Raw genomic sequence first — 25,317 nt, forward strand, 5'->3', positions numbered from 1 at the left:
TGGGGCGTGATGGGATAGCACTGTGACTGAGACCTCCGAGCCCGAGCAGCCCGCGCTGCTCGGGCTCGACGACGTCCCGGCCCCGCGAGACGCAGGGCAGAAGGGGCGCCGAAAGACCGGGAAGGGCGCGAAGGCGGCACTGGGGGCCACGCCCGTCGCCGAGGAGCTGCCCGTCGCGCGGGTGGTGCTCGACCTGCAGCCCGCTCACCTGGACCGCCCGTACGACTACCTGGTGCCGGCGCCGATGGCCGACGACGCGCGGCCGGGCGTGCGGGTGCGGGCCCGGTTCGGGCCCCAGGAGGTGGCGGGGTACGTGGTGGAGCGTCGGGAGACGTCCGACCACGACGGGCGCCTCGTGCCGCTCAAGCGCGTCGTCTCGGCCGACCCCGTGCTCTCGCAGCAGGTGCTGCGGCTGGCCCGCGCCGTCGCGGACCGGTACGCGGGCACCCTCGCCGACGTGCTGCGCCTCGCGGTGCCGCCCCGGCACGCCCGCGTCGAGAAGGAGGTGCTCGCCGCCCTGGCGCAGCCCGACGAGACGTCGGCGCAGGCCGTCCGTGAGGACGTGACGGTCGACGCGACAGGCGATGCCCAGGACGGCGCCCACGACGGCGCGCAGGACGCCCCCGAGGAGGACCAGGACGCTCCTGGAGGCCCCGCGGGACGTCCGGCCGCACCGCGGGCCGTGCGGACCGTCCCGCCGGGGTCCACGGCGGCGTGGGAGGCCTACCTCGGCGGGGAGGCGTTCTGCCGGCACGTGCTGGCGGGGCAGGCGCCGCGCGCCGTGTGGACACCGCTGCCCGGGCTGGCGCCGCCGTCCGACGACTCGCCGGCGCACGTGCCGCACTGGGCGGACGCGGTGGCGCAGGCGGCGCGCGCCACCGTGGCCGGCGGGCGCCGTGCCCTGGTCGTGGTGCCGGACGCCCGGGACGTCGAGCGCGTCGCCACCGCGCTGGCGGGGGCCGGGCTCGACGACGTGGTCCGGCTGCTCGCCGACGACGGCCCGGCCCCGCGCTATCGCGCCTTCCTGCGCGCCCGGCACGGCCTCGCGGACGTCGTGGTCGGGACGCGGGCCGCGATGTTCGCGCCGGTGCCCGACCTCGGGCTCGTCGTCCTGTGGGGCGACGGCGAGGACACGCTCGCCGAGCCGCACGCGCCCTACCCGCACGCGCGCGACGTGCTGGCCCTGCGCAGCGACCTGGAGGGTGCCGCCTACCTGCTCGGCTCCCCGGGCCGGACGGTGCAGGCGCAGGCCCTGCTTGCCTCCGGGTGGGCCCGCGAGATCGCGGTGCCGCGGGACGTCCTGCGCGCGCGGGCGCCGCGCGTGCGCGCCCTGACGTCCGTCGAGCTCGCCGCCGAGGGCCCGGGCGCGGCCGCCCGTCTGCCGACCGCCGCCTGGCGTGCCGCGCGCGACGGGCTGACCCGGGGGCCCGTCCTCGTGCAGGTGCCGCGCACCGGCTACCTGCCCGTCGTGGCGTGCGCCCGGTGCCGCACCGCCGCACGCTGCGCCGCCTGCCACGGACCCCTCGGCATGACCCGCTCCGGCAGCGCGCCGCAGTGCTCCTGGTGCGGCCGCCTCGCCGGCGGCTGGCGCTGCGAGGAGTGCGGCGACACCCGCCTGCGTGCGGTGCGCGTCGGGTCCGACCGGACCGCGGAGGAGCTCGGGCGCGCCTTCGCCGGCACCCCCGTGCGCGTGTCCGCCTCGTCGGCCCCCGGCGGAGTGCTCGACCGCGTCGGGGCGGAGCCTGCCCTGGTCGTCGCGACCCCCGGCGCCGAGCCCGTCGCCGACGGGGGGTATGCCGTCGCGCTCCTGCTCGACGCCGCCGTCGCCACCGCGGGCACCGGGCTCGCCACCGCCACCGAGGCCCTGCACCGCTGGCTCGCCGCCGCCGCGCTCGTGCACCCCGCCCGCGCCGGCGGGCAGGTGCTGCTCGTCGGCGACGCGGCCCCCACGCCCACGGGCGCCCTGGTGCGCTACGACCCCGCGGGCCTGGCCGACCGCGAGCTCGCCGAGCGTCGCGAGCTCGCGCTGCCGCCCGCCGTCCGCGTCGCAGCCGTCACCGGGGACCGCGGGGCCGTGGACGCCGTCGTCGCCCGGGTCGCGCTCGCCGGCCCCGACACGGTCCTCGGGCCGGTCGAGCAGCCCGACGCCGACCCCCGCCGGGGCGCCACGCTCGAGCCCCAGGTGCGCACGGTGCTGCGCGTGCCGCTCGCCCAGGGCGGGGAGCTCGCCGCCCAGCTCCGCGCCTCCCTCGCCGTCCGCTCCGCCCGGCGGGAGGGCGGCTCCGTGCGCGTGCAGGTCGACCCCAAGGAGATGCTCTGATGGCCGACGACCCCGCAGGCAGCCGAGTCGACACCGTGGTGCTCGACTTCGGGAACGTGCTCGTGGGCTGGGACCCGTACGGGGCGTTCCCCGACAGGCCGCGCGCCGAGGTCGACGCCTGGATGACGGAGATCGACTTCCCCGCGTTCAACCGCGCCCAGGACGCCGGCCGCAGCTGGGCCGACGCCCGCGCGAGCCTCGCGGACCGCCCCCACCTGCTGCCCCTGCTCGACGAGTACGTCGACGGCTTCGCCGGCACCCTGACGGGCCCCGTCCCGGGCTCGGCCGAGCTGGTCGAGGAGCTCCACGCCGCCGGGGTGCGCCTCCTCGGGCTCACCAACTGGTCCGCCGAGCTCTTCCCCCACGCCGCCCGCGTCGCGCCCGCCACGACCCGCATGGAGCACGTCGTGGTCTCCGGGCAGGTCCGCCTCGCGAAGCCCGACCCGGCGATCTTCCGCCACCTCGCGGCCACGCACGACGTCGACCCGGCGCGCGCCGTCTTCGTCGACGACAGCCCGGCCAACGTCGCCGCCGCGGACCGGCTCGGGTTCCGCACGGTGCGGTTCACGGACAGCACCGCGCTCCGGGCCGCGCTGCGCGCGCACGGCCTGCCCCTCGCCGCCTGACTCGTACCGTGACTCGCACCGCCTGACGCGTACCGGCCGAGTCGAGCCAGGCACCCGGCACGGGCGCTCGCGGGCAGCACCACCGACCCGACTACGATCGGGTGGTGCGTCTGCTCTTCGCCGGAACCCCCGAACCCGCCGTCCCGTCCCTCCGTGCCCTCCTGGCGTCACGCCACGAGGTCGTGGCCGTCCTGACCCGGGCCGACGCGCCCGCCGGCCGCGGCCGCCGCCTCGTGCCCAGCCCGGTACGGCTCGCGGCGGAGGAGGCCGGCATCCCCGTCCTCACCGACCCCCCGCGCGGGGAGGACTTCCTGGCCCGGCTGCGGGAGCTCGACGTCGACGCCGCGCCCGTCGTGGCCTACGGGCACCTGCTGCGCCCCGACGTGCTCGCCGTCCCGCGGCTCGGCTGGGTCAACCTGCACTTCTCCGTCCTGCCCGCGTGGCGCGGAGCCGCCCCCGTGCAGCACGCCGTGCTCACGGGCGACGAGGTCACGGGAGCCACGACCTTCCTCCTCGACGAGGGCATGGACACCGGCCCGGTGCTCGGCACCACCACCGAGACGATCCGCCCCCGCGACACGTCGGGCGACCTGCTGGGCCGGCTGGCCGCCAGCGGCGCCGACCTGCTCGTCGCGACCCTCGACGCGCTCGAGGACGGCAGCCTCGCCCCGCAGCCGCAGCCCTCCGACGGCGCCTCCCTCGCCCCCAAGGTCACGACCGACGACGCCCGCGTCCGCTGGGACGACCCGGCGCTCGCCGTCGACCGCCGCGTGCGCGCCGTCACCCCCGCCCCCGGGGCGTGGACCACCGTGCCGTCCACCCCCGGGCTCGACGCCGCCCCCGGCGCCCGTCTCGGCCTCGGCCCGGTGACCCCCCGCCCCGAGGTGACCGACCTCGCCCCGGGGGAGGTCCGCGCCGGCAAGAAGGAGGTCCTCGTCGGGACCGCGACCCACGCCGTCGCCCTCGGGCACGTGCAGCCCGTCGGCAAGAAGCCCATGCCCGCCGCCGACTGGGCGCGCGGCGCCCGCGGCCTGTTCACCGGCGACGCCGGGCAGGCGGCCCCGCGCCTCGGGCAGGACGCCCGATGAGCGCCGAGCGACGCGGCCCGGGCGCCGGGCGCGACCGGGGTCACGAACGAGGCCAGGAACGGGGCCAGGACCAGGCACGCGCCCGCGACGGGCAGCGCGACAGCAAGGGCAGGCAGCGCGGCGCCGCCCGCTCCCGCGGCGAGACGCACCGCAGCGCCCAGGCTCCCGGCGAGCGGCGCCGCCGCACCGACCCCGCCCGCACCGCCGCCTACGACGTCCTGCGCCAGGTGGACGGCTCCGACGCCTACGCCAACCTCGTGCTCCCGCCCCTGCTGCGCGAGCGCCGCATCTCCGGACGCGACGCCGCGTTCGCCACCGAGCTCGCCTACGGCACCCTGCGCCTGCGGGGCCGCTACGACGCGATCCTCGCGCACTGCGTGACCCGACCCCTCGACCAGCTCGACCCCGAGGTGCTCGACGTCCTGCGGCTCGGCACCCACCAGCTCCTCGGCATGCGCGTGCCCTCCCACGCCGCCGTCTCCGAGACCGTCGCCCTCGCCCGCGACCGCGTCGGCGCCGGCCCCGCGCAGATGGTCAACGCCGTCCTGCGGGCCGTCGGGCGCACCTCCCTCGAGGACTGGCTGGCCCGGCTCACCGACGAGGCGCCCGACCCCGTCACCGCGCTCGCCACGACCGGCTCGCACCCCGTGTGGATCACCCGCGCCCTGCGCGAGGCGCTCGCGGGCCACGGGCGCAGCCCGGACGAGGTCGCCGACCTGCTCGACGCCGACAACGCCGCGCCCCGCGTCACGCTGGTCGCGCGCCCGGGCCTGGCGTCCGCGCAGGAGCTGTCCCGGCAGGCGGCCGAGGCCGACGTGCGCCTCGAGCCGGGCCGGTGGGCTCCCACCGCGACAGTGCTCGCGGGAGGCAGCGACCCGGCCGGTCTCCCGGCTGTCACCGAGGGGCTCGTGGGCGTGCAGGACGAGGGTTCCCAGCTCGTCACCCTGGCCCTCGCCGACGCGCCGCTGGAGGGGCCCGACGCCCGCTGGCTCGACCTCTGCGCCGGACCGGGCGGCAAGGCGGCCCTCCTTGCGGCGCTGGCGGGGGAGCGGGGAGCCGCCCTCGTCGCGAACGAGGTGCAGCCGCACCGCGCCCGGCTCGTCGAACGTGCCCTGCGGGCCGTCCCCGGGGGTGTCGTGGAGCGCGTGCGCACGGGCGACGGGCGCGAGCTCGGCGACGAGGAGCCCGGGGCCTACGACCGTGTGCTGGTGGACGCACCCTGCACCGGGCTCGGCGCCCTGCGCCGGCGCCCCGAGTCGCGGTGGCGCCGCACCCCGGCCGACCTCGGGACCCTCACCGTGCTGCAGCGCGAGCTGCTCGGCTCCGCCCTGGACGCGGTGCGCCCGGGCGGCGTCGTCGCCTACGTCACCTGCTCCCCGCACCTGGCCGAGACCCGGCTGGTCGTGGACGACGTGCTGCGCCGCCGGGACGACGCGGAACGCCTCGACGCCCGGTCGGCGCTGCGTGCCGCGCTGGTGCCCGGTGCGGACATCGACCTGGGGGCCGACGACGGAGGCGTGCACGGCCTGGACGTCCAGCTGTGGCCGCACGTGCACGGCACCGACGCGATGCACCTCACGCTGCTGCGCCGCATCGGCTGAGTCGGCCCGCCCCCACTGGAAGAAGATCCTTGCATCTGGCCGGATGGAAGATTATTCTTCCTCTTGGTTGAGGAAGAATAATCCGACATCAGGAGCCGTCATGGCCCAGCCCACCCCCTGGACCCCCGCACGCAGCGCCCGAGACCTCGGGCGCTTCGCGCGCACCGTCCGCCGCCGCCGCGGCATCAGCCAGACGGCGCTCGCGGACGAGCTGGGCCTGACGCGCCAGTACGTCTCCGAGGTCGAGGCGGGCGTGGACAACCTGTACATCACGCGCCTCTTCGAGATCTTCGACGAGCTGGGCGTCGACGTGCGGCTCGTCGAGCGGGAGCAGGACGCATGACGCAGATCGACGCCTGGCTCTACGGGGCGCGGATCGCCCGCTTCACCGCGCGCGACCTCGGCCGCGAGACGCCGCGGGTCGAGCTCGAGTGGGACGACGGCGCCCCTCGGCGCTGGGGCGACGGGGCACGGATCCTGTCCCACCTGCTCCCGATCGAGCCGGCCGAGCCGCCCGCGCCCGCGCGGGTGTCCGCCTGGCTCGACGGACTCATGCCGGAGGGGCGCGTGCGCGCGCACATGGCCATGGACGCGGGTGTCGACCCCGACGACGCGGTCGCGTTCTTCCGCGCGTACGGCGGCGACACGGTAGGGGCGCTGACGTTCGTCGAGCCCGGCGTGACCCCGGAGCCCGAGACGCGCCCCACCCGGCGGCTCGACGACGCGGGCGTCGCCCGCCTCCTGCACGAGAGCGTGGCGCGGGCCGGCGGCCAGGGCCGGGCGCAGCACCTCACGAGCTCCTTGCCGGGCATGGAGCCCAAGATCGGCCTGGTACGCGACGAGCACGGCTGGCTGCGGGCGTCGCCCACGCAGCCGACGACGCACATCCTCAAGGTGGCGCGGGAGGCGGGCTCGCCGACGGCCGACCTCGTCGACACGGAGGCCGCCGCGCTCGACCTGGCCCGCCGGGTGGGCCTCACGACGATCGACGCCGAGGTGGTCACGTTCGACGACGTCCGCGCGATCGTCGTCTCCCGGTACGACCGGGTGCCGGACCCGGCGGCCCCGGGCGGCCAGCGGCGCGTGCACCAGGAGGACGCGGCGCAGGCGCTCGGCATCAGCACCCGCGACCCGGAGCGCAAGTTCCAGCACGGGCGCGCGCTGCCGTCGCTCGCGCGGATCGCCCGCGTGCTGCGCGACGACGGCGCCCGGCCCGACCCGCTGCTCGCGCTCACCACGCTGAACCTGGCCGTCGGGAACACCGACGCGCACGCGAAGAACGTCTCGATGCTCCGGCGTGCGGACGGCACCGTCGCGCTCGCCCCCGCCTACGACGTCTCCATGCACCTGCACCACGCGCACGCGTCGCGCGTCTTCGCGATGGACGTGTCGGGGGAGCGCGACATGGACCGGATCACGGCCGAGCACCTCGTCGCGGAGGGCGTGTCGTGGGGCCTGCCGCGTCGGCGCGCGCTGCGTGCCGTGGCGGCCACGCTGGACGGCCTGCGCACGGGGCTCGAGGAGATCGACCGCGGCGCCCACCCGGGCGTGGGGCCGCAGGCGTGGCGGACCGTCGAGGCGCGTACGGAGGCGCTCCGTGCCGGGCTGCCCTCCTAAGGCGTCGGGGGCCCGTCAGGCCAGGGAGCGCTGCAGCAGCATCGTGCTGACGGAGCGCCCGTGCTTCACACCGACGTCGCGCAGCACGCCCGCGACCTCGAAGCCCAGCCGGCGGTGCAGCGGCAGCGAGCCCGCGGCGGCGGGGTCGTCGGCCACGACGGCGACGACCTGCCGCACGCCGGCCAGCGAGCACGCGTCGAGCAGGGCGGACAGGAGCCGGGTGCCGACGCCGCGGCCCTGCGCCCCGGGCGCCAGGTAGATCGTGTCCTCCACCGTGTACCGGTAGGCGGCCTTGGGGCGCCACGGGGAGACGTACGCGTAGCCGACGACCTCGCCGTCGAGCTCGGCCACCAGGAAGGGCAACCCGCGGGCGGCGAGGTCGGCCAGGCGCTGACGCCAGGCGGTGAGGTCCGGGGGCTGCTCGTCGAACGTGACCGCCGTGCCGCTCACGTAGGGCTCCAGGATGGCCGCGACCGCGGGGAGGTCGTCGGTCTGGGCGGCGCGGACGACCGGCCGGGCGGCGGAGGACGCGGCCGACGGGGCCGGCCCGGCGGGGGAGGGGATCGGTGGCACGGGGCGAGCGTAGTGGCTGCCGCGCCTAGGCTGGGCGCATGCCTGCGCTGATCAACCCGAGCATCCTGTCGGCCGACTTCGCGAACCTCGAACGCGACCTGGGGGCCATCGCCACCGCGGACTACGCCCACGTGGACGTCATGGACAACCACTTCGTGCCGAACCTCACGCTGGGCCTGCCGGTGTTCGAGCGCCTGTCGCAGGTCTCGCCGGTGCCGATCGACGCGCACCTGATGATCGACGACCCGGACCGCTGGGCCCCGGCGTACGCGGAGGCGGGGGCCGCCTCGGTGACGTTCCACGCGGAGGCCGCCACGGCGCCCGTGCGCCTGGCGCGCGAGCTGCGGCGCCTCGGCGCGCGGGCGGGCGTCGCGCTGCGGCCGGCCACGCCCGTGGAGCCGTTCCTCGACCTCCTGCCGGAGATCGACATGATCCTCGTCATGACGGTAGAGCCGGGGTTCGGCGGCCAGTCGTTCATCGACGGCACGCTGCCGAAGATCCGGCGGGCGCGGCAGGCGGTGGGGGAGTCGGGGCTGGACGTCTGGATCCAGGTGGACGGCGGAGTGTCCCGCGAGACGATCGACCGCGCGGCCGACGCGGGGGCGAACGTCTTCGTGGCGGGCTCGGCGGTGTACGGGGCGGAGGACGTCCCGGCGGAGATCGCGGCGCTGCGGGAGCTCGCGTCGGCGCACGGCCACTGACGGCGCCGGCGCGGAGAGGGGGTCTCGTCGAGCGGGGTCGTCGCTTCTGTGTTCGTCTAAAAATAGTGTGCCAAGCGTCCTGAACAGCAGCAGCTCACCGTCCCGAGGAACGAAACCCCGGCCTGGGCGAGGGGTCCCGCCGTCTAGGCTGTCCGGGTGAAGACGTTCGACTCCCTGTTCGCCGAGCTGACCGAGAAGGCCGCGACCCGCCCCGCCGGGTCGGGGACCGTCGCCGAGCTGGACGCCGGCGTGCATGCGATCGGGAAGAAGATCGTGGAGGAGGCGGCCGAGGTCTGGATGGCCGCCGAGCACGAGACCGACGAGGCCGCCGCCGAGGAGATCTCCCAGCTGCTGTACCACCTGCAGGTGCTGATGGTGGCCAAGGGGCTGACGCTCGAGGACGTGTACGCGCATCTGTGAGCGCCCGGACCGGGGCCGCACCGTCACGGTGCGGCCCCGTCGTCCGTCGCGCGCGCCCAGCCGCCCGACACGACCCGACCTGATCAAAGCGAGGTAACCCAGTGCTCCGTATCGCCGTCCCCAACAAGGGCTCCCTGTCCGTCCCGGCCTCCGACATGCTGCGCGAGGCGGGCTACCGCCAGCGCCGCGACACCCGTGAGCTCGTGCTCGCCGACCCCGACAACGGCGCCGAGTTCTTCTTCCTGCGCCCGCGCGACGTCGCGGTGTACGTCGGGTCCGGCACCGTCGACGTCGGCATCACCGGTCGCGACCTGCTGCTGGACTCCGGCGCGGACGCCGTCGAGCACCTGCCGCTGGGCTTCGCCGCGTCGACGTTCCGCTTCGCGGCCCCGGCGGGGACGATCACGGACGTCGAGCAGATCAACGGCCGCCGGGTGGCGTCGTCGTACGACACGCTGGTCCGCTCCTACCTGCGCGAGCGGGGGATCGAGCCGTCGGCCGTGGTGCACCTCGACGGTGCGGTGGAGAGCTCCGTGCGCCTCGGCGTGGCGGACGTCATCGCCGACGTCGTCGAGACGGGCACCACGCTGCGAGCCGCCGGGCTGGAGGTCTTCGGCGAGCCGATCCTGCGCTCGGAGGCACTGCTCATCCGCCGCAGCGGCGTGGCGGAGCCCGCCGGGCTGGACGTCCTCACCCGCCGCCTGCAGGGCGTGATCACCGCGCACGAGTACGTGCTCATGGACTACGACGTGCCGATGGAGCTGGTCGACGCGGCGGTGGCGGTGACCCCCGGGTTCGAGTCGCCGACCGTGTCGCCGTTGCACAACGGCGAGTCGGCGGCCGTGCGGTCGATGGTGAAGCGGTCCGAGACGAACCGCGTCATGGACGCGCTGTACGAGGTGGGGGCGCGCGGCATCATCGTGACCTCCATCCACGCCAGCCGGCTGTGACCCGCCGGGTCGGTGCCCGCCGACCTGTCGAGCAGGCACCCCCGGTGGCAGCGTGGTGCGCATGAGCACCTCACGGTTCCGCACGTTCCGCCCGCTGTGGGGCCAGGTCGCGGCGTGGTTCGTCTGGGTCGTCGCCGCCGTCGGGAGCGTCGTGGTGGGCCTCGGCTCGAGCGGCCCGATGGGCGCTGCCGCGGTGAACAAGATCTCGTTCGTGGTCTTCGCGCTCGGTGTCACCTGGTTGCTGTGGCGGCTCGGCGGCGTGCACGCGTCGCCGTCCGAGCAGGGCCTGCGCGTGCGCAACCTCGTCCGTTCCCGGACGCTCGCGTGGCCCGAGATCGTCGAGGTGCGCCTCGGCCCGAACGATCCGTGGGTGCGGCTCGACCTCGCCGACGGCGGGACGATCGCCGTGATGGGCATCCAGCGCGCCGACGGCGAGCGGGGGATGGCGGAGGCGCGCAGGCTGCGGTCGCTCGTCGTGAGCCTGGGCGAGGCGCCCGACCGCACCTGACCCGTCGCGGGGAGCCCGGGGCGCATGACGAAGCCCGCGAGCCGTGCGGCTCGCGGGCTTCGTCGTGTCGTGGGGCCGTGCCCCTCCCGGTCAGGCCGTGCGGGCCGGACGACGGTCGGTGCGGGGCCGCTCGGTGCGCGGGGCACGGCGCTCGGGCGCGCCCTTGTCGACGGAGATGCGGAGCGCCTTGCCGGCCACGTGGGCGCGGCCGATGCGGTTCATGTCGGCGTCGTCGAGCGGTCGCGTGATGTCGACCAGGGAGAAGTTGCCGAAGATGTCGATCTTGCCGATGTCGCTGCCCGACAGGCCGCCCTCGTGCGTGAGCGCCCCGACGATGCCGCGCGGCTGCGCGCCGTGCGTGTGCCCGACGGAGATGCGGTAGCGCGTGCCGGCGGCGGGACGGCGGATGCCGCGGCCCCGGTCGTCACGGTCGGAGCGGGGGTGGCGGCCGGTGCGGTCGCCGTCGCGCTCGGTCCGCTCGGCGCGGTGCGTCTCGCGGGTGCGCCCGCCCTTGGCCTCGGCCCGCTCGCGCTCGTGCTCCTCCTGCGCGGCGCGCTGCTGCGGGCCGTCGTCCCCGACCGCGAGCGCCAGGAGGGCTGCCGCGACCTGCAGGGCGTCGTCGTCGGTCGCCGCAGGAGCCGGCGTGCCGTCGGTGTCCGCGGTGTCCGTGGCGGCCGCGGTGGCGGCGCGCTCCTGGAGCATCCGCGTGTACAGGTCGAGGCGGCCGGCCTCGATGCGCGTGCCGACGGCGTCGAGGAGGCGGCGGGCCCGGTGCTCGGACACGTCGCGCGGCGAGGGGATCTCCACCTCGGTGAGGGTGGTGCGGATGGTCCGCTCGATGTGCTTGAGCTTGCCGCGCTCGTGGGGGGTGACGAACGACAGGGCGCGGCCGGTGCGTCCGGCGCGGCCGGTGCGCCCGATGCGGTGCACGTAGGCCTCGGGCTCGCGGGGGATGTCGAAGTTGACGACGAGGCCGATGCGGTCGACGTCGAGGCCGCGGGCGGCGACGTCGGTGGCGACGAGGACGTCGAGGGCGCCGGACTTGAGGCGCTCGACGATCTTCTCGCGCTCCTTCTGGGCGACGTCGCCGGAGATGGTGGCGGCGGAGGTGCCGCGCTCCACGAGGGCGGCGCCGACCTCCTCGGCGTCCTTGCGGGTTCGGGTGAAGACGATGGTGGCGTCGGCGTCGGAGGTGGCGAGCACCCGGACGAGGGAGCCGATCTTGTGCCGGAAGGGCACGACGGCGTAGGTCTGCTCGACGGTCGACACGGTGGAGGACTGGCGGGAGACGGCGATCGCGACGGGGTCGGTGAGGTGGGTCTCGGCGACGGCGCGGATGGCGGGCGGCATGGTCGCGGAGAACAGGGCGACCTGTCGCTTCGCGGGCGCCTGGCCGAAGATCGTCTCGACGTCCTCGGCGAAGCCCATGCGGAGCATCTCGTCGGCCTCGTCGAGGACGAGGAACTTGACGCCGTCGAGGGAGAGGGTGCCCCGCTCGAGGTGGTCCATGACGCGGCCGGGGGTGCCGACGACGACGTGCACGCCGTCGCGCAGGGCGCGCTGCTGCGGCTGGTAGGGGGAGCCGCCGTACACGGAGGTGACGCGCACCCCGGGCAGGTGGGTGGCGAACGACTCGACGGCCTCGGCGACCTGGAGCGCGAGCTCACGGGTGGGGGCGAGCACGAGGGCCTGCACGTGCCCGCCGGCGACGGAGGCTTGCGGGTCGAGGGCGGCGAGCAGCGGGATGCCGAAGGCGGCGGTCTTGCCGGTGCCGGTCTGGGCGACGCCGGTGATGTCGCGGCCGGCGAGGAGCTCGGGAATGGCGCGCGCCTGGATGGGCGACGGCGTCGTGAAGCCGAGGTCGTCGACGGCGGCCTGCAGCGGTGCGGGGAGGCCGAGGTCGGCGAAGGTCGGGTCCTGCTCGGTGGACTGTCCGGTGGGCAGGGTGGAGTCAGGGGTGCTCAAGGCGGTCACCGTTCTGTGGGTGGTGGGGGAGGAGTCCTGCGCCGCCTGAGGCGGCGGCGCGGTCGCTCGGTCCCGGACACACACCAGCCCCGCTCTGAGCGGGGCACAACGAACACGCGGGAGGCACGACGAACTCCGAAGTTCGTGCCAGTCTACCGGGCCGGGCCGTGTGCGGTCCGGCGGGTGCCGGTGAGTTCGGCCACTGGGCGCGGGGCGCGTGCGTAGGATGTGCCCGTGCAGGAGGGCCAGGAGATCAGCAGCCGGGTCTTCACGATCCCGAACCTGGTGAGCTTGCTGCGTCTGGCGCTGGTGCCGGTGTTCGCGGTGCTGATCGTGGTGGGCGAGGACGTGTGGGCCCTGGGTGTCCTGGCCTTCTCCGGGTTCACGGACTGGCTCGACGGCGTGCTGGCCCGGCGCCTGCACCAGGTGACACGCCTGGGGCAGATGCTCGACCCGGCGGCGGACCGTCTGTTCATCTTCGTCACCCTGATCGGGCTGACCTGGCGGGACGTGATCCCGTTGTGGATCCTCGTGGTGATCGTTGCCCGGGACCTGATGCTCGCGTGCCTGCTGCCGGTGCTCGCACGGCACGGGTACGGGCCCCTGCCGGTGAGCTTCGTGGGCAAGGCCGGGACGTTCGCGCTCCTGTACGCGTTCCCGCTGCTCCTCCTGGCGACGGCGCCGGGTGGGCTCGGCGCGGCCGCGCACGTCGTGGGCTGGGCGTTCACGTGGTGGGGCGTGGGTCTCTACTGGGTGGCGGGCGTGCAGTACGTGCGGCAGGCGCGGACGCTGGTGGGGTCCGCGAGCGCCGGGCCCGCCGCCGAGGGTACGGAGGGTGAGGCGTGACGGCGCCGACGCCCGCACCCGAGCGTGCCCGGGGGCGACGTCGCCCCGACGAGTCGATGACCCTGCTGGTCGAGGTGATGGAGAAGCCTCTGGACCCGGGGTACGCCGAGGAGGCCGAGCGGCGTGCTGCGGCGGCGCGGGCCGGCCGGCCGACGGGACGGCGTGGGCTCTCGGTCGTGCTGCTGCTGGTGCTCGCGGCGGTGCTCGGCCTGCTGACGGTGTCGGCGGCGCGGCAGCTGCGGGCGCCGCAGGCCGAGGTGGCCGCGGCGCGCGAGGTGCTCGAGGACCAGATCGTGGACCGGCGTGCGGAGGTCGAGGCCCTGCAGTCCCGGTCGGTGGCGTTGAGCGACGAGATCGAGGAGCTGCAGCACACCGCGCTGGCCAGCGAGGACCCGGGCCTGCTGGAGACGTTGCGCCGCGACGGGGTGGTCAGCGGGTCGGCCGCGGTGAGCGGGCCGGGCCTGGTGGTCTCCCTGTCGGACGGCGACGCCGCGCAGTCGCAGTCCGACCCGGACGCGAGCGCCCGGGTGCGGGACGCGGACGTGCAGATGGTGGTGAACGCCCTGTGGGCGGCGGGCGCCGAGGCGGTCTCGGTGGACGACCAGCGGCTGACGTCGCTGTCGGCGATCCGGAACGCCGGCGACGCGATCCTGGTGGACCTGGTGCCGCTGCCGGGCCCCACCTACGTGGTCCGGGCGATCGGTGACCCCGACGACCTGCAGACCGCGTACGCTCGCTCCGGCGCCCCGGCGTACCTGCAGCTGTTGGGGTCGCGCTACGGGATCGGGTCGAGCGTGACCCCGCAGAGCGACCTGGAGCTGCCGGGCGTGGGGAACCAGACCCTGCGGTACGCGTCGCCGGTGGGGGCGGGGGAGTCGTCGCAGCCGGGTGACGACGCCCAGGGGGCACCGCAGGGGGCACGAGAGAGCACATCGCCGGGGACGTCGCAGGGGACGTCGTCGTCCGACACCGAGGAGGAACGCTCATGATCGCCGCGATCGGGCTCGTGATCGGCGTAGTCGCCGGTCTGGTGCTGCAGCCGACGGTGCCGGTGGCGTTGCAGCCCTACCTGCCGATCGCGGTGGTGGCGGCGCTGGACGCCCTGTTCGGGGGCCTGCGGGCCAAGCTCGACGGTCTGTTCGACGACAAGGTGTTCCTGGTGTCGTTCCTGTCGAACGTCGTGGTCGCGGCGTTCATCGTGTTCCTCGGCGACCAGCTGGGCGTGGGCGCGCAGCTGTCGACCGCGGTCGTGGTGGTGCTGGGCATCCGGATCTTCTCGAACGCGGCGGCGATCCGCCGCCACCTGTTCAAGGCGTGAGCGGCGGATGAGCGACCCGAGGGGCGAGCGCCCCGAGACCCCCGACGTCCCCGGCACCGAGACCGACCCGGACGCCGCCCTGCCCGGCGGGCCGCCGCCCTCCGACGCCGACGAGCGCGAGGACCGCGAGGGTGGCGAGGCCTCCGCGAGCGCCGTGGTGCCCGACGGCCGGCCTGCGACGGACGACGGGCCTGAGGACGCCCGGGAGCCTGCGACGTCGACACGCGCAGACGAGCCCGGAGACGAGCCCGATGAGGCGGCCGGTGACGGCACCACCCCGCCGGACGACGAGGCGCGCCACGACGGGCCGGCCGGCGACGCCGGGACGGCCGACAGTGCGAGCGAGCCCGGCGACGCCGTCCCGCAGGACAAGGGCACGGACGAGGACGAGGGCGAACCCGCGCCGGAGTCGCCCCCGGAGGCGACCGAACCTGCCGACGCGGCCTCCGCCCCTGACGAACCACACCCCGCCACCGCGGTGCCCGCGCCCCCTGCGGACGAGGAACCCGTCGACCAGGTCCCCGTGGACGAGGTGCCGGCCGCGCCCACCCCCGCGGAGGCGCCGGCCGGGAGCGGTCCTGAGGACGGGCCTCGTGACGCCCCCGGGCACGAGCACACCCCCGGGGGCGAGCACGAGACGGAGACCGTGCCCGTCCCGGGCGCGGCGTCAGGTCCGGGCGCCGACCACGCGCCCGCGGACGGCGAGGAGACCGCGGCGAGCGGATGGCGTCGGCTCGGCGCGGCGCTGCGACCCCGGGCGAGCCGCTCCCAGGTGCTGGCGGGCGTGCTGTGCGCCGCGCTGGGCTTCGCGCTGGTCGTGCAGGTGCAGCAGTCGGCGTCGGACCAGCTGTCCTCGGCGCGGCAGGAGGACCTGGTGCGCCTGCTCGACGAGGTCACGGACCGCGCGCAGCAGCTGGGCGACGAGGTGTCGGGTCTGGAGGCGACGCGCGACGAGCTGGAGTCGGGCACCGGGCAGGCGCGCTCGGCGCTCGAGCTCGCCGAGCAGCGAGCGGAGTCCGAGGGGATCCTGTCGGGGCGCCTGCCGGCGCAGGGGCCGGGCGTGCGTGTCACGGTCCAGGACCCGGCCGGCGCGCTGAAGGCGTCCCAGATGTTCAACGTGCTGGAGGAGCTGCGCAACGCGGGCGCGGAGGTCGTCGAGCTCAACGGGGTGCGTCTGGTGACGTCGACCTGGTTCGAGGACGAGGGCGGCGCGATCGTCGTCGACGGCACCGCGCTGTCCTCCCCGTACGAGTGGACCGTCATCGGCGACCCCGAGACGATGGACCGTGCGCTGGAGATCCCGGGCGGCGCCCTCGCGACGGTCCGCACGGCGGGGGCCGAGGCGTCGACCGCCCGCGAGGACGAGGTAAAGATCACGGCGGTGACGCCCCCGCAGGAACCCGAGCACGCCCAGCCGGAGCGCGCACGCGACTGACGGTGCCCGGAGCGGTGCCCGCGCAGCCCTGAGCAGGCCCCGAGGTGGCCCCGAGAGGGCCCGGACCTGCCTCGACGTGGCCGGCCCGCGGTGGGCGGGCTTCCCGCCCGTGCCCCGCTCGGGGTAGGTTTGTCGGACGACGGCGCACGTCGGACGCACGGTCGACCACCCGGGGCCCGCATCCCGGTCCCGGTCGGCAGCGTCGCCCGACCCACCGGCCCGACCTCACAGGAGGACTGATGACGGACCCCCGCTCTCTTCCGCCGCACCAGGCGGCCGCGGACACCACCGCGCACCTGGGGCGTGTGGGCGCGCCCGCGGAGGAGCAGGCGTTCCGGATCCCGCTCACCGCCGAGGAGGCCGCGGCCGTCGCGGCACTGCCCCGGCACTCGGCGCTCCTGGTGGTGCAGTACGGCTCCGGCGCGGTGGGCGAGCGTTTCCTGCTGGACTCCGACCGGGCCGTCGCGGGCCGCAGCGAGCAGGCGGACATCTTCCTGGACGACGTGACCGTGTCGCGCAAGCACGCGGAGTTCGCCCGCGAGGGTGACCGCTTCGTCGTCCGCGACATCGGCTCCCTCAACGGCACGTACGTCAACCGGGAGCGTATCGACGCGACGCCGCTGACCACGGGCGACGAGGTGCAGATCGGCAAGTTCCGCATGTCGTTCCACGCCAGCCCGCAGGCGCCGCGGGACCCGCAGGCGCCCGCGTCGTGACGGCGGCGCAGGCCGCGCAGGGCGAGGATCCCGCCGGCGCGCCCGAACCGTGGCCGCGGGGGATCTCGCGCCAGGCGACGATGCGGATCTCCGACGTCCTCGCGCAGCTGGGCCCGGAGTTCCCGTCCGTCTCGCACTCCAAGCTGCGGTTCCTCGAGGACCAGGGCCTGATCGACCCCGTGCGCACGCCGTCCGGCTACCGGCAGTACAGCCCGGCCGACGTGGAGCGCCTACGGTTCGTCCTCACCGAGCAGCGGGACTCCTACCTGCCGCTGAAGGTCATCAAGGAACGCCTCGCCGACATGGACGCGGGGGAGCCCGCCCCCGGACCCGCGCCACGGCTCGCCGAGGCGACCCCGCCGAGCGAGGTCTCCCGCCGGCGCTGGACCGTGGAGAGCGTCGCCGAGGCGACCGGCACGTCCGCCGGGTTCGTCCAGGAGCTCGTGTCCGGGGGCGTGCTGCAGGCCCGGTCGGGCAGCCGGCTGGACGACGGCGCACCCGACGTGGTGCGGATCGCCGCCCGGCTCGCGGAGCACGGCATCGAGCCGCGGCACCTGCGGTCGCTGCGCGCGTCGGCGGACCGGCACGTGGGCCTGGTCGACCAGCTCGTGGCCCCGTACCGCAGCCAGCAGACCCCCTCGGCCCGCGCCCAGGGCGCCGAGCTCGCCGCCGAGGTGGGCGAGCTCCTCGCCCGCCTGCACTCGACCTGGGTGCGGCAGGGTTCGAGCGACCTCGTCTGACGTAGCGCCCCCGCGCCTCGAGCTCCGGGCCGTCTCGCTGAGATCGGGCTCGCTCCCGGGGCGACGTGCGGCACGTCGCGGACGTACCGTGGATCGGTGGAACCCGACGACGCGAGCGACGCACCGATGGTCCCGGTGGAGGTCCTCGGGGTGCGGCAGCAGCAGCACGACCAGGAGATCGTCGTGCTGCTCCTCGACGCCGCAGCGAACCTCGCGGTCCCCATCGTCATCGGGGCGCGCGAGGCGTCCGCCATCGCGATGGCGCAGGCCGGGCTCGTCACCCCCCGCCCCATGACGCACGACCTGCTGCGCGACCTGCTCGGCGCGGTGGGGGTGGAGCTCGAGCGCGTCGAGATCGTGGCGCTCGACGGCGGCGTGTTCTTCGCCGAGCTGGTCCTGTCGAACGGCACCCGGCTCGACTCCCGCGCGTCCGACGCGATCGCGCTGGCCGTGCGCACGGGCAGCCCGGTGCTCTGCTCGGCCGAGGTGGTCGCCGTCGCCGGCGTCGAGGTGGTGGACGTCGAGCAGCAGCGCGAGGTCGAGAAGTTCCGCGACTTCCTCGACCACGCGACGGCCGCCGACTTCACCGCGCCCGGCGGGCCGCACGAGCCCGGCACGCCCCCGAACGGCGGGGACCGGCCGGACGACGCGCCACCCTGACCAGCCCGGACGCGACACCCGGAGGCAGGAGCGACGCGCCGGACGCGGCCGTCCGCCACGCCCGACCCGACCCTCGACCTCCGGTTGACGGTCAGACTCGGCTACCGTGGGGTGCCGAACCCTCAAGTGCTGGTCGAGAGTGAAGACCGCCGGTGAGGGGCGAGCGCAGGTCCCGGCGGCGGGGCAGGGCGGCGCGACACGCGGTCCCGCTCGGCGCCGACGTCGTTGACGACCCCCCAGGGGCGTCCTAGCGTGGAGTCGAACACCAGGAGGCACAGTGAACAGCAGCGGTGAGGCAAGCGTCCCCACGGGTGCTTCGGTGCCGCACGGCGCCCAGGGGCTCCTCTTCGGCGAGGACCTCACGGAGCAGGACGCCGCCACCGGGTACCGCGGCACCACGGCGTGCCGGGTCGCGGGGATCACCTACCGCCAGCTCGACTACTGGGCGCGCACCGGCCTCGTCGAACCGTCCATCCGGCCCGCGACGGGCTCCGGCACGCACCGCCTGTACAGCTTCCGCGACATCCTCGTCCTCAAGGTCGTCAAGCGACTGCTCGACACCGGCGTCTCCCTGCACCAGATCCGCAGCGCCGTGACGCACCTGCGTGAGCGCGGCGTCGAGGACCTCGCGCAGATCACGCTGATGAGCGACGGCGCCTCCGTCTACGAGTGCACGTCCCCCGACGAGGTCGTCGACCTCGTCCAGGGCGGCCAGGGCGTCTTCGGCATCGCGGTCGGCCGCGTGTGGCGCGACATCGAGGGCACGCTGTCCGAGATGCCGACCGAGTCCCTGGAGGACGAGGAGCCCGCCGCGCACGAGGGCGACGAGCTCGCCGCCCGGCGTCGCGCCCGCTCCGCCGGCTGACCACCGCCCCCCGTACTGCCCCGGCCGAAACCCGGAGCCGTCCATGAGCGGTCGAGCTCGGGGACGCCTCAGAGGAGGGGCCGCAGCGGCGACATGAGCCGCTCGGCCACCTTCGACAGCGGGTGCCGGTGCTGCCACTCGCCGAGCGTCAGCTCGCGGGAGTTCGACTGGTCCATGCGGAAGGCGTCCTCGAGCTGGTCCGCGAGCCCGACGTGCACGACCTCGAGGTTGATCTCGTAGTTGCCCGTGAGGCTCAGCCGGTCGATGTTGGCCGTGCCGACGGTGGTCCAGCGCCCGTCGATGGTCGCGGTCTTCGCGTGGATCATCGCCCCCTGGTACAGGAAGATCCGCACCCCTCCGCGCAGCAGCGTCGAGTAGTGCCCGCGGGCGAGCCAGTCGGCCACCACGTGGTTCGACCGCTCCGGCACGAGGACACGCACGTCCACTCCGCGCGCCGCCGCGGCCAGGAGCCCCGCCTGGATGTCCTCGTCCGGGATGAAGTACGCCTGCGTGATGTACACGTGCGAGCAGGCGCGGTCGATCGCGTCGAGGTAGAGGCCCCGGATGGGGAAGACGAGCTCGGAGGGCGCGTTGCGCGCCGCGCGCAGCTCGGGCAGCCACAGCGAGGACCCGACGTCCTGCAGCACGGGCAGCCGCGGCCCCCGCCACCGGTTCCAGAAGTCGACGAAGGCGTTCCGCAGCTCCCACGCCGACGGGCCCGTCAGGCGCAGGTGCGTGTCCCGCCACTGCGTCGCGTACAGGGACCCGATGTTGTACCCGCCGACGAACGCGGTCTCGTCGTCCACGACGAGGATCTTGCGGTGGTCGCGGCCCGAGCGGCGCACGTCCAGCATCAGCAGACCCGGACGCATCGCGGGGAAGCGCAGCACGTGCACCCCCGGAAGGTCGTAGAAGCGCCGCGAGATCACGAGGTTCGCGAAGCCGTCGTAGACGACGTAGACCGCCACCCCGCGCGCGGCCGCCTCCACCAGGGCCTCCTTGAACCGGCGCCCGACCTCGTCGTCCTTCCAGATGTACGTCTCCAGGAAGATCTCCCGCTGCGCGCCGCGGATCGCCTCGAGCATCGCGTCGTACAGGTCCGCCCCGTACGTGTAGAGCGTCGCGGTCGTGTCCTCGATGTCGGTGGACGACGGGGGCGCCGTGGGGAACGGCTTGTCCAGCGGGTACTGGTGGCGGCGGAACCGCTCGAGCCCCATCACCGTCGCCGCCGCAGCGACGGGGACCGCGGCGGCCAGGACGGCGCCCCGGGTCGCGTACCGGCGCAGGGCGGGCCAGTCGAACTGGATGCGGACGGGCTGGCGGAGGCGGGGGAGGCGAGGCGGCACGGGCTCACCGTAGCCACGGGGCGTCGGCAATGCTCGACGAACTGTCGGGTACGTCGCTGATGTCACCCGCATCCGGGCTCGCTCCAGCCTCCTGCGGCGGTGCCTCGGCCGCTGTCGCACCGGGGACCACGAGCCCCGCCGAGAGGGGGTGCGACCGGATCGCCGCGGCGAGCTCGCCTTCGATCCGGTCCAGGTACACGCCCGTGGTGGCGATCGACCGGTGACCCAGCAGCTCCGCGACGACCTTGACGTCCCAGCCCTCGGCCACCAGCAGCGTGGCGGTGGTGTGCCGCAGCGCGTGGGGCGTCGCCGGCCGCCGGTACGGGGCGGGCATGCGCTCCACGGCACGCGCCAGCAGGGCACGCACCGCCTGTGTGTCGACGCGCCGGCCCCGCCAGGTGAGCAGCAGGGCGCGCTGCGCGTCCGGGTCGTCAGGCCGCCGGGCGGCGAGCCGCGGCCGCAGCTCGTGCAGGTACTCCTCGAGCGCCGCCGCCAGGGGCGCGGACAACGCGACGGTCCGGGTCGAGCCGCCCTTGCCGACGATCCGCCACCGCGTCTCCTCCGGCTCTCGCGTGAAGTCCGCGACGTCGGCCCGCGCCAGCTCCGACACCCGAGGGCCCAGCACGAGGAGCAGCGCGACCACCAGCCGGTCCCGCAGCGCCAACGCCTGGTCCGAGCGCGAGGAACGCGCGCCGGCACCCGGCGCGGGTGCGGGCCGGTCGGGCACGGCCGACGCCTGCAGCAGCGCGCCCGCCGCCGACGCCGACAGCGCCGTGCGCTCCACCCGCAGGCGGTCCCGGGAACGCGCCGGCGGGGCGGCCCACTGCATCGGGTCCGCCTGCACCCAGCACTGCCGGGCCGCGTGCGCGAAGAACCGGCTCACCGACTGGCGGAACCGGTTGACCGTCGCGACCGACCGCCCGGGAGCGCCCTTGCGCCCCGGGTCCCGGTACCGGCCGTCCGGACTGGCCTGGTAGCGCACCAGCGCGTCGTCGACGTCCTCGCCGGTCACGTCGTCCAGCACGCGGGCCTCGCCGACCAGCGCGGCGAACTCCCGCACGTCCCGCTCGTAGCTGCGCGCCGTGGCGGGGGACAGGACCCCGCGCACGCTCTCCACCTGCACCGACGCGAGATAACGGTCGGCGGCCGCGGCCACCGTGAGGCGGTTCAGACGGGGAGGGGCGACCACGGGACCAGGCTAGGCGGGCGCACCGACACGACCCTCCCGGCGCCCGCCGGACCCTCCGTGCACGTCAGGCTGCGACCCCGGCCCGCTGGCGCGGACGGGCCGAGCCCAGGACGGCCGCGAGCGCCGTGGGGTCGGCCGGCAGCTCGTCGCCCCGCCCACCAGGCGACATGCGTGCGTCTACCAGCGCCCCCACCGGCGTGGAGGGAGACTCGACGGCGGTCGCACGGGTGTCCGGCGTCGCCAGCGAGGAGGACAGGGCGCTCGCGGACGTTTCGCAACGAGCTGCCGCGTGCCAGGACGACTCCGGGCCATCGATCGCGTCCACGAGCCCTGCCGGAAAGGGCCGCAGCACACACGCCACACGGAGTCCTCCTGGACGAGCGTCGTGCCACCGGGTCTCGCTGCGCAGGCCCACGTAGGGAGCGTCGCCACGTGGGGACCCAGCATCGCCTCCAGGGGACGCCGATTGACGGGTGCGGGAGCCCCGGCGTCTGCGTCTGCCGTGCGCGTCCGTCTGCAGGCGGCGCTCGCGGCCATGCACCCGCACGCCGTGGCCGACCCTGTCGGGCTCATGGCTCTCCGGGGGAGGCCGGCCCATGGCCACACGCTGAGCGAGTGACGTCGTCCCGCGCCGGGGCGTACGGGAAGGCCTGCAGCCCGGCGTCGTGGGGGAGAGGCGGGCTCAGACGTCGAAGAGGGTGGGGTGCTCGAGGTGCACGCCCTCGGCCTCGAGCATGCGCAGCTTGGTGCGCCGCCCGCCGCGAGCGGAGAACCCGCCGACCTGGCGCCCTGCCGCGAGCACCCGGTGGCACGGCACGATCGGCGGGAAGGGGTTGCGTCCCAGGGCCTGGCCCACCGCCTGTGCTGCGCCGGGGGCGCCGAGCCGCGCTGCCACCTCGCCGTAGGTGAGGGTTTCGCCGGCCGGGATGGTGCGCACCGCCTCGTACACGCGGCGGTCGAAGTCCGGGACGGCGGTGAGGTCGAGGTCGACGCCGGACAGGTCGCCGCCACCGGTCTCGAGGAGGCTGACCACGCCCGCCACGGCGGCGGCGAGCGCAGAGGCCGGGACGGCCTCGCGCGCGGTCGGGTACCGCCCCCTGATGGCGTCGCGGGTCTGCTGCGCCGAGTCATGGGGGAGTGCGGTGCCCACGACGACGCCAGGCGCACGCCACACGAGGGCGCAGTGCCCGATCGCGGTGGGGAAGACGCAGAACGCGAGCCCGCCGGGGGGAGTGGCCATGACACTCACCGTAGGTCCGCCGTCCGACAGGGAACACGGCGAGGCCGCCGGAGGAGGGGGCTCGAGGGCGCCTGTGCGTGTCACGGCGCAGGAAGGCGGGACCTGCCTGAAACAACTGTGTTGTGTCATACACAATGGTTTGGGGTGTATGTCCGAATCACTCTACCGCGGGTCGGCCCGCATGGCGAGAGCTCGTTCTGGTCGGGCCGGGCCGGGGCGTGGTCCGGTGGCCCGATCCGCACAGCGTGCCCTGGGACGGCCTGCCGGGCCACCCGGGGGATCGGATCACGCGGGGAAGCCGGGCGCGGCGGTCGGTCTCGCACGGCGCCGGGCGGGTTCGACACGCGTCCTGGTGGGACGAGTCACGCGAGAGCTCGGCCAGGCGCACGAGGAACGCGAGACGTAACGGTGGTCGGCGCGCGAGCCGGCGACATCACGCGACGTCACGCGACGTCATGGCTGGGCGACGCCGCCGGGCCGCTGGACGACGTCGCACCACGGGTCCTGGTGGCTGCTGTCGCGACCTGATCGTCCAGCGCGCCCGTGCCGAGTCCTGATCCGGTCGACGAACAGCCGTCGAGCGTGCGCCGACCGCTGGAGTCGTGTGTCGGTGGCGAGCGTCGGGGCTGCCGTCCGACGTCCACGAGGGAGGGGTGCTGGGCCGCTTCCTTCACTCGTAATGACATAATGTGCATTATCGGTTCACCGACAGCACGGACTGTGTGAGCCCCCGTGCCTCGGGATGACGGTCAGCGTGGGCGTGACTTCGCCCAGGAGACGAACTCCTGCTCGACCTCGTCGAAGAACGCACTCTTGGCGAGCGTGTAGTCGTCGTAGTCGCTCTTGCCGGCGTTCTGCGCGGACAGGCGCCTCTTGGTCGTCTCGTACCGGGCACGAGCACTCGCGTGCTCACGGAGCCAGTCGCGGAACCAGACCGTGTACAGGCCCCACGACGAGTCCGTGCGCCGCACGTGCAGGATCAGGTTCTGCTGGGGATGGATGTACAGGCGCTTCTCCCACACGTCCGCAGGCACCCGGCTGTCCCCGCCGCGCGGCAGGTCGGCGTACACCCCCGGTGAGTCGCGCCGCGAGCCGTGGGAGCGCACGAGGCCCAGCGGTCGAAGCCGCTCCTGCAGCGGCTCCTCCCCCGGCAACGGGTCGATCCGGACCTGTAGGTCGACGTAGGGCTTGGCCGCAAGGCCGGGGACGGACGTCGAGCCGATGTGATCGAACGCCGCCGTGCCACCTCCTGGCAGGTCGCCCAACGCTCCTGCGATCCGGTCCAACCAGGCCGCCGCACGGGGCAGCCATCGCGGATCGTGCGGACGCAGTGCAGCGGGGTTGGCGTCGGTCACGAGGCCGACCCTAGCCGGACCTCTACGCGCCCTCGCCGGCGACGGCGAGCTCGCCGGAGCGGACGACGGCACCCTCGCTCTCGGTGACCTCGACCGTCAGCACGGCGCCGTCAGGAGCATCGTCGGGCACCGCGACCTGCAGCTGGAGCTGTCCGGAGTCCGTGGCGACGACCTCGTCGTCGACCTTCGGCGCAGGGCGAGCCTCGCCGTCGACGAACATCTGTGTCGACGTGATGCGCATCGGGCGTTCCGGGTCGCCGGCGCCGGTATCGTCGCAGCCCACCACCATCGCCGTCCCCTGGAGCGTCACCAGCTCACCCGGCGAGGCCGCCTGCTGGGCCCATGACAGCTCTGGCGCGGCGCAGGAAGCCGATCCTGGGGCGTCACCGCTCGAGCAGCCGGCCGCCACCGCCGCCAGAGCCGCCGCCGCGATCGCGGTCGTCGTGCGTGCGCGCAGGTGCGTCATGCTCCGACAGTCTGCCACCGGCGGCGCCCCCAGGAGGTCGCACCTCGGGGCCCGCCCCACTAGCCGTTCGTCCGGGGTTCCTCGGCGCCTCGCTCGATGCCCAGGAACCGGCGCAGCACGTCCGCACCCTCCACGACGACCTCGGTGCCCGGCCGCACGAACGTCTCCGGCGTCACGACCACACGCTGCTCGTCGACGCCGTGGGTGCCCTGGCGGGTGCGCTGCACGATCCGGTGCCGCCCGTTGTCCGCGTACCCGACCTTGCGGCTGACGGCCGCCGAGGCGTGGTTGCCCACCACGTATCCCGACTCGCACCGCTGCGCCCCGAGCTCGTCGAACGCGAACCCGACGGCCAGCTGGCGCATCAGCGTGCCCGTGCCGATCCCGTGGTGCGCCCGGCCCAACCACGACCCCGTGCTGACGACGCCGGTGTGCGCGAACGACCTGGCGTGCAGGTCCTGCATGCCGACGAGCGCCCCGTCACGCCGCACCGCCAGCGCGAGCCGCCACTCCCCGGGTGTGAACGTCGCCCGCTGCGCCCACCACCACGCCAGCGACGTGGTCGGGAACCCGTCCGGCGCGCCGACGGAGAACGGCTGCGCGTGCCAGTCCAGCAGGAACGGCATGGGCAGGTCCGGGTCCTCGATGCCGCCGCGCACCAGCTCGACGAGCTCGGGCAGGTCGTCGTCGCGCAGGACGCGCAGCTCGACGGGCCCGCAGGCGACGCGCAGGGCGAACGGCGGAAAGATCTCCTCGAGGGTGAGCATGGTGG

At 75.3% G+C, this 25,317-nt stretch carries 26 protein-coding genes; 18 read left to right on the forward strand and 8 right to left on the reverse strand.

Annotated elements, in window-relative coordinates:
• Positions 1–22 precede the first annotated feature (22 nt).
• The 6 genes from ACH436_RS03605 (at position 23) to ACH436_RS03630 (ending at position 7,252) form a co-directional block, all read left to right on the forward strand.
• Positions 23–2,320 carry a primosomal protein N' gene (locus ACH436_RS03605; RefSeq protein ID WP_430558789.1) on the forward strand — a complete coding sequence of 766 codons (2,298 nt, stop codon included), beginning with the start codon at positions 23–25 and terminating at the stop codon, positions 2,318–2,320.
• Positions 2,320–2,946, forward strand: coding sequence for an HAD family hydrolase (locus ACH436_RS03610; RefSeq protein WP_430558790.1), 627 nt, complete (start codon positions 2,320–2,322; stop codon positions 2,944–2,946). Before ACH436_RS03605 ends, ACH436_RS03610 begins: the two co-directional genes overlap by 1 nt.
• A gap of 104 nt (positions 2,947–3,050) precedes the next feature.
• Complete coding sequence (gene fmt / locus ACH436_RS03615) at positions 3,051–4,034, forward strand: methionyl-tRNA formyltransferase (protein ID WP_430558791.1); 984 nt, start codon at positions 3,051–3,053, stop codon at positions 4,032–4,034.
• Positions 4,031–5,635 carry an RsmB/NOP family class I SAM-dependent RNA methyltransferase gene (locus ACH436_RS03620; RefSeq protein ID WP_430558792.1) on the forward strand — a complete coding sequence of 535 codons (1,605 nt, stop codon included), beginning with the start codon at positions 4,031–4,033 and terminating at the stop codon, positions 5,633–5,635. Before fmt ends, ACH436_RS03620 begins: the two co-directional genes overlap by 4 nt.
• Positions 5,636–5,735: 100 nt before the next feature.
• Positions 5,736–5,978: a helix-turn-helix transcriptional regulator gene (locus ACH436_RS03625; RefSeq protein WP_430558793.1), complete on the forward strand. Its 243-nt coding sequence runs from the start codon at positions 5,736–5,738 to the stop codon at positions 5,976–5,978.
• Entirely contained in the window at positions 5,975–7,252 is a 1,278-nt protein-coding gene (locus ACH436_RS03630) for a type II toxin-antitoxin system HipA family toxin (RefSeq protein ID WP_430558794.1), read from the forward strand. The genes ACH436_RS03625 and ACH436_RS03630 overlap by 4 nt, the downstream gene beginning before the upstream one ends.
• A 15-nt stretch (positions 7,253–7,267) precedes the next feature.
• Here ACH436_RS03630 and ACH436_RS03635 read toward each other — a convergent pair whose 3' ends face one another.
• Positions 7,268–7,825, reverse strand: a complete 558-nt coding sequence (locus ACH436_RS03635) for a GNAT family N-acetyltransferase (RefSeq protein WP_430558795.1) — start codon at positions 7,823–7,825, stop codon at positions 7,268–7,270.
• Positions 7,826–7,863: 38 nt separating this feature from the next.
• Between ACH436_RS03635 and rpe the strand changes: the two genes are divergently transcribed.
• From rpe to ACH436_RS03655, 4 genes are all read left to right on the forward strand, one after another.
• The gene (rpe, locus tag ACH436_RS03640) at positions 7,864–8,526 is read left to right on the forward strand and encodes a ribulose-phosphate 3-epimerase (RefSeq protein ID WP_430558796.1); all 663 of its coding nucleotides are present in this window, start codon (positions 7,864–7,866) and stop codon (positions 8,524–8,526) included.
• A 156-nt stretch (positions 8,527–8,682) separates the two neighbouring features.
• Positions 8,683–8,946 carry a phosphoribosyl-ATP diphosphatase gene (locus ACH436_RS03645; RefSeq protein ID WP_430558797.1) on the forward strand — a complete coding sequence of 88 codons (264 nt, stop codon included), beginning with the start codon at positions 8,683–8,685 and terminating at the stop codon, positions 8,944–8,946.
• Between the two features lie 101 nt (positions 8,947–9,047).
• Positions 9,048–9,896, forward strand: coding sequence for an ATP phosphoribosyltransferase (hisG, locus tag ACH436_RS03650; protein ID WP_430558798.1), 849 nt, complete (start codon positions 9,048–9,050; stop codon positions 9,894–9,896).
• A gap of 61 nt (positions 9,897–9,957) precedes the next feature.
• Positions 9,958–10,404: a PH domain-containing protein gene (locus ACH436_RS03655; RefSeq protein WP_430558799.1), complete on the forward strand. Its 447-nt coding sequence runs from the start codon at positions 9,958–9,960 to the stop codon at positions 10,402–10,404.
• A gap of 90 nt (positions 10,405–10,494) precedes the next feature.
• On the opposite strand, the gene ACH436_RS03660 is transcribed toward ACH436_RS03655, so the two are convergent.
• Positions 10,495–12,369 (reverse strand): DEAD/DEAH box helicase, encoded by a 1,875-nt coding sequence (locus tag ACH436_RS03660; protein WP_430558800.1) that lies wholly within the window; start codon positions 12,367–12,369, stop codon positions 10,495–10,497.
• Positions 12,370–12,603: 234 nt separating this feature from the next.
• Here ACH436_RS03660 and ACH436_RS03665 point away from each other — a divergent pair, with 234 nt between their 5' ends.
• The 8 genes from ACH436_RS03665 (at position 12,604) to ACH436_RS03700 (ending at position 18,949) form a co-directional block, all read left to right on the forward strand.
• Positions 12,604–13,215, forward strand: a complete 612-nt coding sequence (locus tag ACH436_RS03665) for a CDP-alcohol phosphatidyltransferase family protein (protein ID WP_430558801.1) — start codon at positions 12,604–12,606, stop codon at positions 13,213–13,215.
• The gene (locus ACH436_RS03670) at positions 13,212–14,204 is read left to right on the forward strand and encodes a DUF881 domain-containing protein (protein ID WP_430558802.1); all 993 of its coding nucleotides are present in this window, start codon (positions 13,212–13,214) and stop codon (positions 14,202–14,204) included. The genes ACH436_RS03665 and ACH436_RS03670 overlap by 4 nt, the downstream gene beginning before the upstream one ends.
• Positions 14,201–14,533, forward strand: a complete 333-nt coding sequence (locus ACH436_RS03675; protein ID WP_430558803.1) for a small basic family protein — start codon at positions 14,201–14,203, stop codon at positions 14,531–14,533. Before ACH436_RS03670 ends, ACH436_RS03675 begins: the two co-directional genes overlap by 4 nt.
• 7 nt (positions 14,534–14,540) lie before the next feature.
• Positions 14,541–15,968 (forward strand): DUF881 domain-containing protein, encoded by a 1,428-nt coding sequence (locus ACH436_RS03680; protein WP_430558804.1) that lies wholly within the window; start codon positions 14,541–14,543, stop codon positions 15,966–15,968.
• 239 nt (positions 15,969–16,207) lie between these two features.
• The gene (locus tag ACH436_RS03685; protein ID WP_430558805.1) at positions 16,208–16,684 is read left to right on the forward strand and encodes an FHA domain-containing protein; all 477 of its coding nucleotides are present in this window, start codon (positions 16,208–16,210) and stop codon (positions 16,682–16,684) included.
• Positions 16,681–17,424: a MerR family transcriptional regulator gene (locus ACH436_RS03690; RefSeq protein ID WP_430558806.1), complete on the forward strand. Its 744-nt coding sequence runs from the start codon at positions 16,681–16,683 to the stop codon at positions 17,422–17,424. Before ACH436_RS03685 ends, ACH436_RS03690 begins: the two co-directional genes overlap by 4 nt.
• A 126-nt stretch (positions 17,425–17,550) precedes the next feature.
• A complete protein-coding gene (locus ACH436_RS03695; RefSeq protein WP_430559150.1) occupies positions 17,551–18,084 on the forward strand; it encodes a bifunctional nuclease family protein in 534 nt (177 codons plus the stop codon).
• 277 nt (positions 18,085–18,361) lie between these two features.
• On the forward strand, positions 18,362–18,949 hold the full coding sequence (locus ACH436_RS03700) for a MerR family transcriptional regulator (RefSeq protein WP_429729328.1): 588 nt from the start codon (positions 18,362–18,364) through the stop codon (positions 18,947–18,949).
• A gap of 68 nt (positions 18,950–19,017) precedes the next feature.
• On the opposite strand, the gene ACH436_RS03705 is transcribed toward ACH436_RS03700, so the two are convergent.
• The 6 genes from ACH436_RS03705 to ACH436_RS03730 all read right to left on the reverse strand — a co-directional run bounded on the left by ACH436_RS03705 (position 19,018) and on the right by ACH436_RS03730 (position 25,312).
• Positions 19,018–20,295 carry a phosphatidylserine/phosphatidylglycerophosphate/cardiolipin synthase family protein gene (locus ACH436_RS03705; protein ID WP_430558807.1) on the reverse strand — a complete coding sequence of 426 codons (1,278 nt, stop codon included), beginning with the start codon at positions 20,293–20,295 and terminating at the stop codon, positions 19,018–19,020.
• 4 nt (positions 20,296–20,299) lie between these two features.
• Positions 20,300–21,484 (reverse strand): tyrosine-type recombinase/integrase, encoded by a 1,185-nt coding sequence (locus tag ACH436_RS03710; RefSeq protein ID WP_430558808.1) that lies wholly within the window; start codon positions 21,482–21,484, stop codon positions 20,300–20,302.
• 682 nt (positions 21,485–22,166) lie between these two features.
• Positions 22,167–22,724, reverse strand: a complete 558-nt coding sequence (locus ACH436_RS03715) for a methylated-DNA--[protein]-cysteine S-methyltransferase (RefSeq protein ID WP_430558809.1) — start codon at positions 22,722–22,724, stop codon at positions 22,167–22,169.
• Between the two features lie 749 nt (positions 22,725–23,473).
• Entirely contained in the window at positions 23,474–24,079 is a 606-nt protein-coding gene (locus ACH436_RS03720; protein WP_430558810.1) for a GrpB family protein, read from the reverse strand.
• 22 nt (positions 24,080–24,101) lie between these two features.
• On the reverse strand, positions 24,102–24,545 hold the full coding sequence (locus tag ACH436_RS03725; protein ID WP_430558811.1) for a hypothetical protein: 444 nt from the start codon (positions 24,543–24,545) through the stop codon (positions 24,102–24,104).
• 59 nt (positions 24,546–24,604) lie between these two features.
• Positions 24,605–25,312, reverse strand: coding sequence for a GNAT family N-acetyltransferase (locus ACH436_RS03730; protein WP_430558812.1), 708 nt, complete (start codon positions 25,310–25,312; stop codon positions 24,605–24,607).
• Positions 25,313–25,317 lie beyond the last annotated feature (5 nt).

This window comes from Isoptericola sp. NPDC019693 (genome assembly GCF_044389085.1).
GTDB lineage: Bacteria > Actinomycetota > Actinomycetes > Actinomycetales > Cellulomonadaceae > Isoptericola.

What these genes read in the sequence shown, in the direction of transcription:
- ACH436_RS03610 (WP_430558790.1), top strand. Translation starts at nt 2,320, where the DNA reads ATGGCCGACGACCCCGCAGGCAGCCGAGTCGACACCGTGGTGCTCGAC.
- ACH436_RS03620 (WP_430558792.1), top strand. Translation starts at nt 4,031, where the DNA reads ATGAGCGCCGAGCGACGCGGCCCGGGCGCCGGGCGCGACCGGGGTCAC.
- ACH436_RS03625 (WP_430558793.1), top strand. Translation starts at nt 5,736, where the DNA reads ATGGCCCAGCCCACCCCCTGGACCCCCGCACGCAGCGCCCGAGACCTC.
- ACH436_RS03630 (WP_430558794.1), top strand. Translation starts at nt 5,975, where the DNA reads ATGACGCAGATCGACGCCTGGCTCTACGGGGCGCGGATCGCCCGCTTC.
- rpe (WP_430558796.1), top strand. Translation starts at nt 7,864, where the DNA reads ATGCCTGCGCTGATCAACCCGAGCATCCTGTCGGCCGACTTCGCGAAC.
- ACH436_RS03655 (WP_430558799.1), top strand. Translation starts at nt 9,958, where the DNA reads ATGAGCACCTCACGGTTCCGCACGTTCCGCCCGCTGTGGGGCCAGGTC.
- ACH436_RS03675 (WP_430558803.1), top strand. Translation starts at nt 14,201, where the DNA reads ATGATCGCCGCGATCGGGCTCGTGATCGGCGTAGTCGCCGGTCTGGTG.
- ACH436_RS03680 (WP_430558804.1), top strand. Translation starts at nt 14,541, where the DNA reads ATGAGCGACCCGAGGGGCGAGCGCCCCGAGACCCCCGACGTCCCCGGC.
- ACH436_RS03685 (WP_430558805.1), top strand. Translation starts at nt 16,208, where the DNA reads ATGACGGACCCCCGCTCTCTTCCGCCGCACCAGGCGGCCGCGGACACC.
- ACH436_RS03695 (WP_430559150.1), top strand. Translation starts at nt 17,551, where the DNA reads ATGGTCCCGGTGGAGGTCCTCGGGGTGCGGCAGCAGCAGCACGACCAG.
- ACH436_RS03715 (WP_430558809.1), bottom strand. Translation starts at nt 22,724, where the DNA reads ATGGCCACTCCCCCCGGCGGGCTCGCGTTCTGCGTCTTCCCCACCGCG.
- ACH436_RS03725 (WP_430558811.1), bottom strand. Translation starts at nt 24,545, where the DNA reads ATGACGCACCTGCGCGCACGCACGACGACCGCGATCGCGGCGGCGGCT.
- ACH436_RS03730 (WP_430558812.1), bottom strand. Translation starts at nt 25,312, where the DNA reads ATGCTCACCCTCGAGGAGATCTTTCCGCCGTTCGCCCTGCGCGTCGCC.